Below are 13,579 nucleotides of genomic sequence, written 5' to 3'. Positions count from 1 at the left end.
CTAAAGCGCGTTTTCGCGAAGCGGGCTTCAGGTCCAGTTGAAATTGTGAGCCGCGTTGCGCGTGTCCTCTTCGTAGCGGTCCTCCCAGACGCGCGTGAGGAATATCACCAGCGAGAATTCCGACATGAACAGAACGAGCGCCATGAAGGCCCAGACGATTGGTGCCGCGAACAGACGCAGCTCGCCGATCTGCGGGTAGTGGCTGAGAGCCAGATTTGCCCCCTCCATCACGAAGCCGATCTGCAGGCTGATGCCGATGATGATGACCAATAGGGAGACCGGTTCGCGCCATGCCGTCCTCAACGAGGTCCGGATCGGCCGGCGCTCGTCGAGGGATGCCGCTGGTCCCACCAATGCCAGGCCAGCCGTCGCCATGAAGCCGAGGGCATAGGACAGCAGGATGGCCCCGCGCAGGAGTTGCTCATGCGGAACAGGCGAAGTCGGCAAGGGCGGATGCTTGAGCAGGCCGATGATGGCCCAGCACAGCAGCACGTAAAAACCCATCCGCCGCGCCCGAGAGCCGGTGGGTATTACGGGGCGCCATTCTTCGTGGATGAGGCCCCGATGCAGGCGTAACGCGATGCGGGCGAGCAGATAGGTCGTCATGGCATGAAAAGCGACGAGCAGCCCGATCTGAACCAGCCCCGAAGGCCATGCCACCAGGAAAGATACCGGTGGCACCAACTCCTGAATGGCGAAAATCAACCAGGCGGCAAAGAACAGCCCCGGCTGGCGTATAATAGTCACGAATGCCTGTCGCCAGCTTTCGGCAAAGATATTGTAGGGCCGCGAGGAGGCAAAGAATCCGGCGATGCCGATACCCACCAGGATCACGAAAATGACCAGTGAAACCTCGATGGGCAGAGGAGGCATATGGGTTGCCCTAACGCAAGGCGCCGAAATGGAGCGCGGCTATGGGAATGAGATTACGCATCGGAACGACAATCCACAACCCGACTCTTGTTGGTTGAACGGGAACCGCGACGCGTATTGAAGGTCAATTGAATCTTCTTACGGCTAACCTCTCGACGCAGTCGTGACGAGGATTACGAGCTGCGCGTCGATAACAGGCCCTTGAGCCACCTCACCCCGTCCCTCATTTGCCTGCGTCCCAGCATCAGGGCCAGGAGGGCTACCACCAAATAGGAAATCGTGCTCGTACCCGGTACGGGACCAGGGATCTGCACCAGGGATACGTCGTCCAGACGCAAAGGCGATGTCAACAAGCCCGGCAAGTTCGTGAAGATCAGATTTGTTACACCAGCCGGCAAACTGACGGTAAGTGTATAAAGATTATAGCCGCCCAAACCAATGACCGTAATGCCATAGGTTAAATTGTAAGTCGTTCCCCCTATCTGGACACTGAAATTCAAAGTACCAAGAGAAAGAGACAATTGCGGCGCCAGATAGAAGCTCAATTGATAAGTACCGGCGGTAGGAATATTGATGGATTGCGAAATCGTTCCGCCGCCGGTGGCAATCGTGCCATAGAAACTCCCGTTATGCGCGGGTGGGTTGGTAGGAAGTATTCCACCCTCTTGCGTTCTCGTGGATCCTCCAGCGTATGTCCACCCCGTCGTCGTCTCGAAGCCGCCATTCGTAATGAGCTGGGCGCGGGCCTGTGCAAGCAGGATTGGCGAGACAATCAGGGCGAATGCCAGAAGCAACGGCCCCCATGCCTTGAGCAGAAATTTCATGCCACTCTCCCGGCGCCAGTCCCCACGTCAGGCCAGATGGTAGGTTAAACCAAGCCCGGCCAATCAACAATCGCATTGAAATCGCGGCCCATCCCAAGAGACGATCTCAAGACCTCATTGGGCGGGGCTGAGGCTACGTAGCACCCTGTGTTCGTCCGATCTCAGCAGATCCTCGAAATAGGCGATCGTCCTGGCCAGGCCCTCGCGAAGGCCGACAGAAGGAGCCCAGTCCAGAAGCGCGCGCGCCTTGGTAATATCGGGCTGGCGCTGGCGCGGATCGTCCGCCGGCAAAGGCCGAAAGTTGAGCCGGGACGCCGAACCCGTCAGCTCGATGATGAGTTCGGCGAGTTCCCGGACAGTCATCTCCACGGGATTGCCGATATTGACCGGTCCGTGAATATCAGCCGGCGTCGCCATCATGCGAATGAGCGCTTCGATCAGGTCGTCGACATAGCAGAACGATCGCGTCTGCCCGCCATCGCCATAGATGGTGATATCCTGGTTGCACAGGGCCTGGACGATGAAGTTCGACACCACCCGCCCGTCATCGGGCTGCATGCGCGGACCATAGGTGTTGAAGATCCTTACGACCTTGGCCGGGACGTCGTATTGTCGAATATAATCGAAGAACAAGGTCTCGGCGCAGCGCTTGCCCTCGTCATAGCAGGAACGCGCCCCGATCGGATTGACGTTCCCCCAATAATCTTCCGCTTGGGGATGGATGTGCGGATCGCCATAGACTTCGGAGGTGGAGGCCTGCAGAACCTTGATCTCCAGGCGCCGCGCCAGGTCCAGCACATTGATGGCGCCTAGCACATTCGTCTTGGTCGTCTGGACCGGATCGAACTGATAATGCTTCGGCGAAGCCGGGCAGGCCAGATTGTAGATCTCGTCGGTTTCGACATGGAGGGGTGTCGTAATGTCGTGTTGCAACAGCTTGAAAGAAGCCTTGCCGAGAAGTTGATCCACGTTGCGACGTGAGCCGGTGAAGAAGTTATCGACACAAATAACTTCTTTGTTTTCCTTCAACAGGCGCTCGCATAGATGCGAGCCGAGAAAGCCGGCGCCGCCTGTCACCAAGACGCTCCTCACAGGCGCATTCCTGTCCGTCTCGTGAGCGTGAAGCCGTGATTCAAGACCTTCATGACCAAGAAAACTATCGATTTTTGCGGAGTCGTCAAATCCCGTGGCGAACCTTGCCTGGTCGCTTGTCGGCGCCGCCCTCCCCTTTTGCTCGCCTGAACACCTCTTGCAATGGCTCAAACGGGGCTGTCATGCCGGGCGAAATGACTTAATAAGCCCCTCGTCGATCATCCGCGTTCAACAACGGCCAAAACAGACGAGCCTGGAGTACAATACGGCGATGGGCGTTCTTCGCGCACAGATCTCCAGGCTGGTGAAGCGGGTGCTGGCCCGGCACGGGCTGCTCCTGATCAGGGCCGGAGCCAAATTCGGTCACGACCCCTGGGCCGACATCCAGCATCTTGCCGAGGCCTGGCGCTATCCCATTGCCACCGTCTTCGATGTCGGGGCCAATGATGGCGAGACGGCGGTCCTCGCCCTCCGCAAATTCCCCGACGCGAAAATCGTCAGCTTCGAACCGCATCCGGACACGTTCGGCATCCTGATGCAGCGGCTCGGCAGGCAGGACCGGTTTACCGGCGTCAATACCGCGCTGGGAGTGCAGACCGGCACCGTCGACATGTTCGAATACCCCTCTTCGAAGATCAACAGTCTCAGCGACCGCGCGCAATATGCGCTGCGCTACCCGCAAGACGCCAAGCGGATCAGCGTGCGATCGACGACTCTCGACGCCTATTGCGGGCACAATGGCTTTGGGACGGTCGATATCCTCAAGCTCGACACCGAAGGTTTCGACCACACGGTTCTCCAGGGCGGCCGAGCCATGCTGGAACGGCGGGCCATCAAATTCATCTATGTGGAATTCAACGACCTGCAGCCCAAAGAGAATGCGGTGGGGGGCGATCTGATCTCCATCGATTCGCTCCTGCGGCCGCATGGCTACCGCTTCATTGCGTCCTACAACGATTATATCGTCACCGAAGGCGAGATGTTCTGCGTCTCCAACGCGCTTTTCGCTCTTCCTCCGGTCGCGTGACTTTCGCCGAAAATCGGCGCGTGACCGTCTTCAGAACCGGATGACTGTCGATAGCGGCCCGTCCGGTCTCCGACGTATTTTCGAGCTTCCAAGGCAGCCACTACGCCAGAACCGAATATGCGAGGCGGTCGCGCTACGCCATACAAGCGAGCGGCTCTGAGGCAACCGACCCCGCCGCGGGTGGTTGCCACTTCCGCTCGGGCCATGCTAGTCCTTCCCTGAGGGGATACGGCATCTTTCACCGTACTGGATAGCGCAATGCACCAGAGTCGTGGCCTTCTGCTTACAATTACTTGGATTGTTTTTGCGATAATCGGCCTGGCCCTCGGCGGCGGAGGGATCTGGCTGCTGATCCTGGGTGGGTCCCCTTATTATGTCGTCGCCGGGCTGCTGATGCTGGTGACGGCCTTCCTGCTCGCCAGGCGGCACTCTTCGGCCCTCGTCGTCTATGCCCTTCTCTTGCTGGGCACGCTCATCTGGGCGGTGTGGGAATCCGGCTTCGATTTCTGGCTGCTGGCGCCAAGGGGCGATATTTTCGCGCCGCTTGGCCTGTGGCTGCTCCTGCCCTTCGTCTCGCGCCCCTTGCGCTCACCCGCAACAGACAGGGTGAACCTGGCGGCCCGCGTGCCCCTCATCGTCGCGCTTCTGGCCTGTGCCGGCGTTCTCGGCTATTCGCTCACGCAGGACCCCCAGAGCTTTGCAGGCAACCTGCCGCCGGCCGCTTCGCCAGCCCCCGTCGCCGCCGATGCCGCAAGCCTGCCTGACGGCGACTGGCCGGCCTATGGCCGGACCCAGTTCGGCAACCGTTATTCGCCACTCACCCAGATCACGCCGCAGAACGTCTCGCAGTTGAAAGTCGCGTGGACCTTTCGCACCGGCGATCTCAAGGGCCCGAACGATCCAGGCGAACTGACCAACCAGGTCACGCCGATCAAGATCAAGGACACGCTCTATCTGTGTTCGCCCCATCAGATCCTGTTTGCGCTCGATGCAACCACGGGCAAGCAGAAATGGAAGTTCGATCCCAAGATCGCCTACGACAAGACCTATCAGCACATGACCTGCCGCGGCGTCTCCTATCTCGAGACCAAGGCCGACGCCCACACTTCCGACGGCACTCCGCCACCGGCGGAATGTCCGACACGCATCTTCCTGCCGACCAATGACGGAAGGCTGTTCGCGGTCGACGCCCAGACGGGCGCGCCCTGCGCACAATTCGGCAAGAACGGCGCGATCGACCTGATGGAAGGCATGGGCGTCACCCAGCGCGGCTTCTATTACGTGACCTCCCCGCCCGTGGTGACCGACAAGATCGTGATGGTCACCGGTTCGGTGATCGACAATTATTCGGCCACCGTGCCCTCAGGCGTGTTCCGGGGCTTCGACGTCCATACCGGCAAGCTGGTCTGGGCTTTCGACGCAGGCAATGACGATCCCAACCAGATGCCGTCGGCGACGCATAAATTCATCGACGCCTCTCCCAATTCCTGGATCGTGTCGTCCTACGACCCCAAGCTGAACCTGGTCTATATCCCGACCGGCGTGCAGACCCCCGATATCTGGGGCGGCAACCGCACGCCGGCGAGCGAGCGCTACGCTTCGTCCATCGTCGCCCTCAACGCCGATACGGGCAAGCTCGCCTGGTCCTACCAGACCGTCCATCACGATTTGTGGGACATGGACGTCCCCTCCCAGCCGAGCATCGTCGACCTCGCCAGGCCTGATGGCAGCGTGGTGCCGGCCCTCTATGTCCCAACCAAGACGGGCAATATCTTCGTACTCGACAGGCGTGACGGCAAGCCGATCGTGCCGGTTGAGGAGCGGCCCGTACCGCAGGGTGCGGCGCCGGGTGACCGGGTATCGCCGACGCAGCCCTTCTCCGCACTGACCTTCCGCCCCGAACAGAAGCTGACCGATGCGGACATGTGGGGTGCCACCATGTTCGACCAGCTTGCCTGCCGGATCATGTTCAAGCGCCTGCGCTATGAAGGAACCTTCACGCCGCCTTCGCTGCAGGGAACGCTGGTTTTCCCGGGCAATCTCGGTGTCTTCGAATGGGGCGGCATCGCCGTCGATCCGGTGCGCCAGGTCGCGATCGCCAACCCGATCTACCTGCCTTTCGTATCCAAGCTGATCCCGCGGGGGCCGAACAACCCGGCAACCCCCGATGCCAGCCTGCCTTCAGGTACCGAGCAGGGCGTGCAGCCCCAGTTTGGGGTTCCCTTCGGCGTGACCATCAATCCGCTGCTGTCACCGGTCGGCTTTCCCTGCAAGCAACCCTCCTGGGGCTTCATCGCCGGTATCGACCTGAAGACCAACAAGATCATCTGGATGCACCGCAATGGCACCATTCGGGACGTATCGCCGATCCCCCTGCCCTTGAAGATCGGCATGCCAGGCCTTGGCGGTCCCATCGTCACGGCCGGCGGCTTGGCCTTCATGACCTATACGATGGACAATTTCATCCGCGCCTATGACGTGACCACCGGCAACCAGCTGTGGGAGGATCATTTGCCCGCCGGCGGACAGTCCACGCCGATGAGCTATGAGATCGGCGGCAAGCAATATGTCGTCACCATGGCCGGCGGCCATGGTTCGTTCGGCACCACGATGGGGGATTATCTGATCGCCTACAGCCTGCCGTAATGCCGGTTGAAGGCTGATATTACCCAGCAGCCGATCCGACATCCCGACTTTGTTTCACGCCGGAGCAGGCTGGCCCAGGGCTGAGAGCTTTGCAAAAAAGCCTGCGGATTCCTCCAGCATGTCCGCATAATAGGCGGCATAATCGCGATAGAAGGCCGTGTTCGCGCTGTCGGCGCGGATGGGCTCGCCCACTGTCTTCACGAAGCCACGCGCCGTCGCCGCGATGTCGTCGAACAGGCCCACCGCCTTGCCGGCGACGATGGCGCTACCGAGCGTGCCGAACTCGTCACGGTCGAGCCTGCCATAGCTGAGCCCCAATATGTCGGCCTTGATCTGGCGGAAGGTCTGGCTGCGGGCCCCGCCACCGATGCCGGTGATGCGGGTCGGCACGAGATCGGGCGCGAGCGTCTTCACCGAGCGCAGATAGAGAAGATATTCATAGCCGATGGCCTCCATGACGGCTCGGACCATGTGGGATTTCTCGTGGCGCCAGGTCAGGCCGATGAAGGCACCGCGCATGTCGGTATTGTTGGGCGTGTTGCGCCCGCCCAGATGCGGCAGGAAGATCAGCTTGTCCGCGCCGGGCGGTGCGGCTTCGGCGAGGCGCCCAAGCTCGTCATAGGGATTGCGTCCATCGTTTTCCCAACCGGCCTTCTCGGCATGACAGATCGCATCGCGGAACCAGCGCAGGTTGAGACCGCCGCCGGCGACATAGGCCATGGCGTAGTAGAGGCCCGGCACCACATGCGGGCAGGTCATCAGGGCCTGATAGGTGGTATCGGTGGCGAAGGTGTCGAGCACGATCGAGAAGACCGAAGCCGTGCCGGCGGCGTCATAGATCATGCCGGGCTCGACAATACCGCCTCCCAGGACATTGGCTGCCTGGTCGCCGCAACCCGCGGCAATTGGCGTTCCCTGTCGGAGACCGGTCGCCTCTGCGGCCGCGTGTGTCAGCCTGCCGACAACGTCCCAGGGTTCGACGATGCGCGGGAGCTTGGTGGTATCGAGACCGAAATCGGCAAGCAGGCCTTCGTTCCAACGACAATTGGCCGTATCGGCAAAGGCCGAGAAGTTGAGATAGGTCCGGTCGATGAAGGCGTCATCGCCCTTGAGCCCTGCCAGGCGACCGGCAACATAGGCTGCCGGCTGGACGAAGGCGCGGACGCGCGACCAGATCTCGGGAAATTCATGTTTCCAGTAAAGGATCTTGGGCCCGTGATTATAGGATGGCGCGCAGCCGGAGGCCCGCAGGATCTCCATGCCGCGCTCCTTCAACCAAGGCAGATAGCCGGCACAGCGGTTATCGAGCCAGGAATCGTAGTGCGTGGGGGCATTCCAGTCGGCATCGATCGTGCAGACGCCTCCCATCTGGCCGTCGAGGGCGATCGCCACGACATCCGAAGGGTTCACGCCGCCCGTTTCCATCGCCGCGCGAATGGTGCGATGGACCGAACCTTCGATATCGTCGGGGCGTTGCTCGACCCAGCCGGGTCTGGGATAGATCAACACTGATTCCTCGAAAGCCGAGCCCAACAGCTTCCCTGTTTCGTCATAGATGCCGGTCTTGGTGCCGGTCGTGCCGATATCGATGCCGATCACGGCCTTTGCCATGGCGTCTCTCCCTGATTTTGAGCCGGCAGGTTCGGCCCGCCATGTTTCGTATCTCTAGCCCGTTACGGGCCGGCGTATGGTCGCGTCCGATCAACCGCGCAAAGCGTGGGCCGCAGCGCCGTTGAGAAGGCGTCGTTCGTCTTCCAGTGACCAGCGGACCGGCTGACCCTCCTGACGCAGGTCACCCACCGGCGTCACCGGCAGGTCGAGCAGGGCGGGATAGATGGCGATCTTGCCCGAGACCTTGCCCGCATTGACCGCTTCGAGTGCATCCGGCAGGGCGCCAAGCCCCGCCACTGCTTCCAGATTGCCCGAGAGTTCGAGCGAGCCTTCGACCACGCGATCGAGAACGGCAAGCTGGTCGGCGACCGTGCACCCGGTGGAACCGGTGATGCGCGCATTGACGCTGGAGACCAGACCGAGTGGCAAGGCGCAAGGCTGGCCGAAGGGCATGCCGGCGAACAGCACGAGCATGCCGTCGGGCCGCATCAGCCTTGCGCCCCGCTCGATCACCGCGACCTCCGGCGCAACCACCACCACATCGTCACAGCCTTCAGGCGCCAGCCGGGCGACGCAGGCCTCGACCTCGCCGTCCTCGATCACCACCAGCGTCTTGCCATGCTGGCGGGCAAGCGGTGCGAAGTCATCCTCCAACGCCTTGAGGCGAGCGCCCTTGCGCGAGGTGGCGATGATCGTCGCCGGCCCATCCTTCAGCTCCAAGGCACGATGGGTGTGGATGCGGCCCATGGCGCCGCCCGCCCCCAGCACCAGGGCAGTACCGCCTGCGCGCAGTTCGAAGCGCGTGCGAGCGGGCACAAAGGCTTCGGATAGCGAGGGGCCGGGCGCGCCGAGAAAGGAGAGTTCGTGATAATGAATGCGTGCGGCATCGAGGATGACGCTCTCGCGCTCCAACCCTGCTCCGATCAGGACCATCAGGCCGCCCTTGGCAAGGCAGCCCGCCAGCCGGGCCGTCGCCTCCGCATCGACCGGGCCTGCGAGGATGATATCGTCATAGCTCGCCTGCCCGGCCTCCAAGGCCGCGAAGGCCTCCAGGCTGGCATGGCACACCACCGTCGCCGCGCCGCCCACCCAGGCACGCGCGGCCCCGCCGGCTCCGACCAGGACAATCTCACCATCCGGCGCCGGCAGATCGAAGCGCGTCCCCGGCACGGTCTCCACCACCAATAGGCGGCCGCCCGGTTTCAGGCCTGTGCGGCAATTGGGGCGATAGGCCGCTTCCACACAGGCATAGGGCTCCAGCATGGCGATGGTCGCGGCGCTGATATCGGCGGGCACGGGAAAGACATAAGGCCCCTCGCCTGCCAGTACGCGCGCGTCGAGGCGGATAAATTCGGCGAAGGCACCCGGAAGATCCATGCCGACGGTGCGGCGCCTGCCCTCGACCATGATGGCCGGCTGCAGGCCGAGCCGGTCGCCGGGCCGGAACCGATCGCGCCAATTGGCCCCGGCGTCGACGATCGTCAGAGCCATCTCGTGCCCGAGCACGGCAGGGCTGTCGGCAAGGTCGCGATCGGCAAACAGGGGATGGGCCTTGCCCATGCGGATGATCTTGATGTCCGAAGAACAGATGCAGACGGCGTCGATGCGGGCGATCACCTCGTCCGGCCCGGCCGGCGCCTGCGGTTCATCGACATAGCGCCCGCCCATGCCGATATCGCGGATGCCGCCACCGGCAAAGGGCCAGCTCCGGTTGAGGGCTGGCAGGCCGGAGGGCGCGGCATTCTGGGAAAGGGCGGTACGGCGCATGGGATACTCGCTTATTTCAATCGGCTTCTGGCGATGACGCCATCGGTGTAATCGAGGCGCTCCAGGGCCTTGTCGTGATCCTGGAGGGCCACCAGCGCATAGAGCGCATCCATGGCGGTGAGCTGAGCCATCTTGGAGACCATCGATTCATACATGCCTTCGCCGCCCGTCGGTTCGGGTGCGGCGCCTGGCAGGGTCAGCACGGCGTCCGCATGCTTGGCGAGCGGCGAGCCGCCGGCGGATGTGATGGCGATGGTGGGCATGCCCAGGGCCTTCGCCTCGCGTAGCGCCTCGACCGTACTTTTGGTGCGGCCGCTGTCGCTGATGCCGATGGCGACGGCGCGCCCGGCCAGGCCCGCCACCGAGAACATCTGGATATTGGCATCGCGGTTGAAGATGCAGGCCTTGCCGATGCGCAGGAAACGCATGACGCCATTTTCGGCGGCAAGGAGCGAGGATCCGACCGCGAAGAACACGATGGTGTGGTGCTCTGAAACCAGGAGCGCCGCCTTCCACAATTCGGTGGGATCCAGCGTCATCGTGGCGCCCGTGATGATCTCGGCCTGGCGACGGGACACCTTGGCGATGATCGCCGCAGCATCGTCCCCTGGCGCGATGCCTTCATAAACCTCGTGCTCGGCCGCCCTGCCCCGGGCCGCTTTGCGCGTCAGCCCTTCGGCCAGCATGATGCGGAACTCTTGATAGGAGTCGGCGCCGACTAGGCGCACGAAACGGCTGACGGAGGACTGGGAGACGCCGGCTTCTTCAGCCAACTCCTTGATGCTCATGGCCTTGGCATCGGCCGTCCTGTCGAGCACGAAATCAGCGATGCGCCTCAGGGTTGGGTTGAGCCCGCCACGCAGAGCGTTGATGCGTCGCGTAATCTCCGTTTGCGGTCCCTGCACAGGTCACTCCCAAAACCGTTCGTCGGGCGCTCTGCTTAGCATCATTCGGAGCCCTCGCCTCTGAAAGTAACTTTCTTTCTTTGTATCTTGCAAGGAAATTTCCTTCTAGACACCCAGGTCCGCCGATGCTAGCGTTTCAGCCCATCGAACTTCCCCACGAAGTGGGAAGCGGCAAGAAATTATGAGGGAGAAAGCTCGTGAAAAGACTATATTCCTGCCTGGCTGCGGCAGCCTTTGCCTTGTCGGCCGCCACTTTCAGTAGCCAGAGCTCAGCTCAGGAACATAAGAGGACATATTATTATGCCTCCCAGTTGCAGGGGCATCCCTATCTTCTCGATTCTCTACTTGGCATGGACTATGCCGCCAAGAAATTCGGCGTGAACATCGTCACGCTCGGTCCGCAGAGCTGGGATCCTGTGGCCCATGCGGAAGCTGTGGAGCAGGCCATCGCCAAGAAACCGGACGGCATCGTAACCACGCTGTGGGAGCCCGGCGCCGTTCCGGCGATCAAGCGCGCCATGAGCCAGGGCATCCCGGTGGTGGTGATCGAGGCCGTAACGCCCGACAGCGGCGCGCTGACCTTCGTTGGCCTCGACAATTACGAAGCAGGCGTCGACACCGCCAAGGAGCTGATCAAGCGGGCCGGCAAGACAGGCAAGCTGGTGGTCTCCGGCAATTGGGGCGCCTCCAACACGGACGCCAAGTTCAAGGGCCTGATGGACTACCTCAAGGCCAATTCGCAGTGGGAGCTGCTCGGCCGGGTCGACGACAAGGCGACCACCGAGACGGCAATCGACGCCGCCAAGACCATGTTCAACACCTATAAGGACATGACAGCCGTCATCGGGCTCGATTCCTCGTCCGGAACCGGCATCTGCCTGGCAGCCGAAGAGCTCGACAAGGACATCAAGCCGCTCACCGTCATCGTGCATGACCGCGAGGCGCCCGTCCTTGAATGCGTTCAGAGCGGCGACATCGATGCCACGATCGTCAACAAGACGGCGTTGCAGGCCTACATGGCGATCCAATTGCTCGAAGCCTACAACGACGAGAAGGTCGGCCTCGCCACCGTGCCGATCTCCAGCGACAACAAGGCAGCCGGCGTCATCCCCTTCCCCCAATATATCTACATGGGAACGCAGGTGATCGATAAGGACAACATCCAGTACTTCCTGGCTGCCAACATGCCGAAGTTCAAATAGGGCAACGTCTCGCGGGTTCCCGTTCCATCATCCACGGAACCCGCTCCACCAGGCGAAAGCTCCCTGCCCTTCGCCCGCCCGCTTCTTCGCGAAGACCGCTTCGGATCATCAAGTCAGGAATACCAGCCATGGCGGACATCGTCCTCTCGCTGAAGGATGTCACCAAGTCGTTCGGTGCGGTGAAGGCGCTCGGCGGCATCAGCTTTTCCGTGCGACGCGGCGAGATCCACACCCTGCTTGGCGAAAACGGGGCCGGCAAGAGCACCACGCTCAAGATCATCAAGGGGGACGTCACCCCCAGCACCGGCACGGTGGTGATCGATGGCGAGACCGTCACCGAGTTCCTGCCCTCGAATGCCGCCAGATACGGCATTGCCATGGTGCACCAGGAACTCGCCGTCTTCGAGAACATGACGGTGGCCGAGAATGTCTTCGTCGACAGTCCGCCGCTGCGCGGCGGGCTCGTGGACGTCACGGAGATGAACCGGCGCACGGCTGAACTCCTGGCGATGTTCGAACTCGACATCGACCCGCGCACCCGCGTGCTGGAACTCACCCCCAGCCAGCGCCAGATCATCGAGATCCTGAGGGCCGTGAACGTCGAGCGCAAGATCGTCATCCTCGACGAGCCGACCTCCGGCCTCAATGCACATGATTCCGGCATCCTCCTGAACCTCCTCGCCAGGCTCCGGGCCAAGGGGCAGACGATCCTGTTCGTCTCCCACCGCCTCGGCGACGTCATGCGCATCTCGGACCGCATCACTGTCCTGCGTGACGGCATGGTGGTGGAGACGCTCGTCAACCAGGGGCTGCAGGAAAGCGACCTCGTCAGCCGCATGGTGGGGCGCAAGCTGGCGGAAGTCCATCACCGCGACCGCCCGGCCAAGGCGAGCCAGGAGCCGGTCGTCTTCAAGGTCGAGGGCGCAATACGGCAGGACGGTTTCGAGGACGTCTCGCTGTCGCTGCGCCGCGGCGAGATCGTCGGCGTCTACGGTCTTGAAGGCTCCGGTACGGCCGAGCTTTCACGCTCCCTCTTCGGCCTCGATCCGCTCGAAGGCGGGCAGATGGAAATCTCGGGCAAGGCGATTGCCTCGCCCGAACCGCGCCGCATGATGGCGGCAGGCGTGTCCTATCTCAACGCCAACCGCAAGGATGCGGGGCTCTTCATGCAGCGCAGCGTTGCCGACAATGTTTCGGCGCCGGTGCTCCACCGCTTCGCGCGCTTCGGCTTTCTCAGTGAGAAGAGCCTAGTGGCGCAAGCCGCCGAAGCAATCAAGCGCTTCGCCATCCGGGTCGCCGGCACCAATGTGCCGCCGCGGGAACTTTCCGGTGGCAATCAGCAGAAGGTGATGCTGAGCGCCTGCCTTTCCTGCGACCCCACGATCATGATCGTCAACGAGCCCACCCGCGGCGTCGATGTCGGCGCCAAAGTGGACGTGTATCGCGCGCTGACCGGCCTGGCCGACGAGGGGCGCAGCCTGCTGGTGTTCTCGTCCGAGCTACCGGAGATCCTGCTTCTCGCCGACCGCATCCTGGTAATGCGCGCCCGCAAGGTTGCGGGCTGGCTCACAGGCGCGGCGATGACGGAAGAGCAGGTCATGGCCCTGGCTGCCGGGAACAAGTGAGGATCGG

10 protein-coding genes are annotated in these 13,579 nt (G+C 62.3%); 4 read left to right on the top strand and 6 right to left on the bottom strand.

Translation table 11 applies throughout. The annotated features are described in order from the left end of the window. Window positions 1–27: 27 nt before the first annotated feature. From ACZYTC_RS24100 to ACZYTC_RS24090, 3 genes are all read right to left on the bottom strand, one after another. Window positions 28–873, bottom strand: coding sequence for a hypothetical protein (locus tag ACZYTC_RS24100; protein WP_454818357.1), 846 nt, complete (start codon window positions 871–873; stop codon window positions 28–30). Between the two features lie 173 nt (window positions 874–1,046). Beyond that, on the bottom strand, window positions 1,047–1,697 hold the full coding sequence (locus tag ACZYTC_RS24095) for a carbohydrate binding domain-containing protein (RefSeq protein ID WP_488990723.1): 651 nt from the start codon (window positions 1,695–1,697) through the stop codon (window positions 1,047–1,049). A 114-nt stretch (window positions 1,698–1,811) separates the two neighbouring features. Next, complete coding sequence (locus ACZYTC_RS24090; protein ID WP_488990722.1) at window positions 1,812–2,774, bottom strand: UDP-glucuronic acid decarboxylase family protein; 963 nt, start codon at window positions 2,772–2,774, stop codon at window positions 1,812–1,814. Between the two features lie 109 nt (window positions 2,775–2,883). Between ACZYTC_RS24090 and ACZYTC_RS24085 the strand changes: the two genes are divergently transcribed. Next, entirely contained in the window at window positions 2,884–3,816 is a 933-nt protein-coding gene (locus ACZYTC_RS24085) for an FkbM family methyltransferase (protein ID WP_488990721.1), read from the top strand. A 258-nt stretch (window positions 3,817–4,074) separates the two neighbouring features. Further along, window positions 4,075–6,462 (top strand): glucose/quinate/shikimate family membrane-bound PQQ-dependent dehydrogenase, encoded by a 2,388-nt coding sequence (locus tag ACZYTC_RS24080; RefSeq protein WP_488990720.1) that lies wholly within the window; start codon window positions 4,075–4,077, stop codon window positions 6,460–6,462. Window positions 6,463–6,516: 54 nt separating this feature from the next. On the opposite strand, the gene ACZYTC_RS24075 is transcribed toward ACZYTC_RS24080, so the two are convergent. The 3 genes from ACZYTC_RS24075 to ACZYTC_RS24065 form a co-directional block, all read right to left on the bottom strand. Continuing rightward, entirely contained in the window at window positions 6,517–8,073 is a 1,557-nt protein-coding gene (locus ACZYTC_RS24075; protein ID WP_488990719.1) for an FGGY-family carbohydrate kinase, read from the bottom strand. A 90-nt stretch (window positions 8,074–8,163) separates the two neighbouring features. Further along, window positions 8,164–9,840, bottom strand: coding sequence for an alcohol dehydrogenase catalytic domain-containing protein (locus tag ACZYTC_RS24070; RefSeq protein ID WP_488990718.1), 1,677 nt, complete (start codon window positions 9,838–9,840; stop codon window positions 8,164–8,166). Between the two features lie 11 nt (window positions 9,841–9,851). Continuing rightward, complete coding sequence (locus tag ACZYTC_RS24065; RefSeq protein WP_454818371.1) at window positions 9,852–10,745, bottom strand: MurR/RpiR family transcriptional regulator; 894 nt, start codon at window positions 10,743–10,745, stop codon at window positions 9,852–9,854. A 197-nt stretch (window positions 10,746–10,942) separates the two neighbouring features. On the opposite strand from ACZYTC_RS24065, the gene ACZYTC_RS24060 reads away from it, so the two are divergent. Both ACZYTC_RS24060 and ACZYTC_RS24055 read left to right on the top strand, forming a co-directional pair. Then, window positions 10,943–11,947 carry a substrate-binding domain-containing protein gene (locus ACZYTC_RS24060; protein ID WP_488990717.1) on the top strand — a complete coding sequence of 335 codons (1,005 nt, stop codon included), beginning with the start codon at window positions 10,943–10,945 and terminating at the stop codon, window positions 11,945–11,947. 128 nt (window positions 11,948–12,075) lie between these two features. Next, on the top strand, window positions 12,076–13,572 hold the full coding sequence (locus ACZYTC_RS24055; RefSeq protein WP_488990716.1) for a sugar ABC transporter ATP-binding protein: 1,497 nt from the start codon (window positions 12,076–12,078) through the stop codon (window positions 13,570–13,572). The last annotated feature ends 7 nt before the right edge of the window (window positions 13,573–13,579 follow it).

It is taken from the genome of Labrys sp. F242, from assembly GCF_057813875.1.
The sequence above is the reverse complement of the archived record's forward strand: the minus strand, read 5'-3'. Positions and strand labels throughout refer to the sequence as shown.

Coding starts and splice junctions, on each gene's coding strand:
- ACZYTC_RS24095 (WP_488990723.1), bottom strand. CDS start 1,697: ATGAAATTTCTGCTCAAGGCATGGGGGCCGTTGCTTCTGGCATTCGCC.
- ACZYTC_RS24080 (WP_488990720.1), top strand. CDS start 4,075: ATGCACCAGAGTCGTGGCCTTCTGCTTACAATTACTTGGATTGTTTTT.
- ACZYTC_RS24100 (WP_454818357.1), bottom strand. CDS start 873: ATGCCTCCTCTGCCCATCGAGGTTTCACTGGTCATTTTCGTGATCCTG.
- ACZYTC_RS24070 (WP_488990718.1), bottom strand. CDS start 9,840: ATGCGCCGTACCGCCCTTTCCCAGAATGCCGCGCCCTCCGGCCTGCCA.
- ACZYTC_RS24055 (WP_488990716.1), top strand. CDS start 12,076: ATGGCGGACATCGTCCTCTCGCTGAAGGATGTCACCAAGTCGTTCGGT.
- ACZYTC_RS24075 (WP_488990719.1), bottom strand. CDS start 8,073: ATGGCAAAGGCCGTGATCGGCATCGATATCGGCACGACCGGCACCAAG.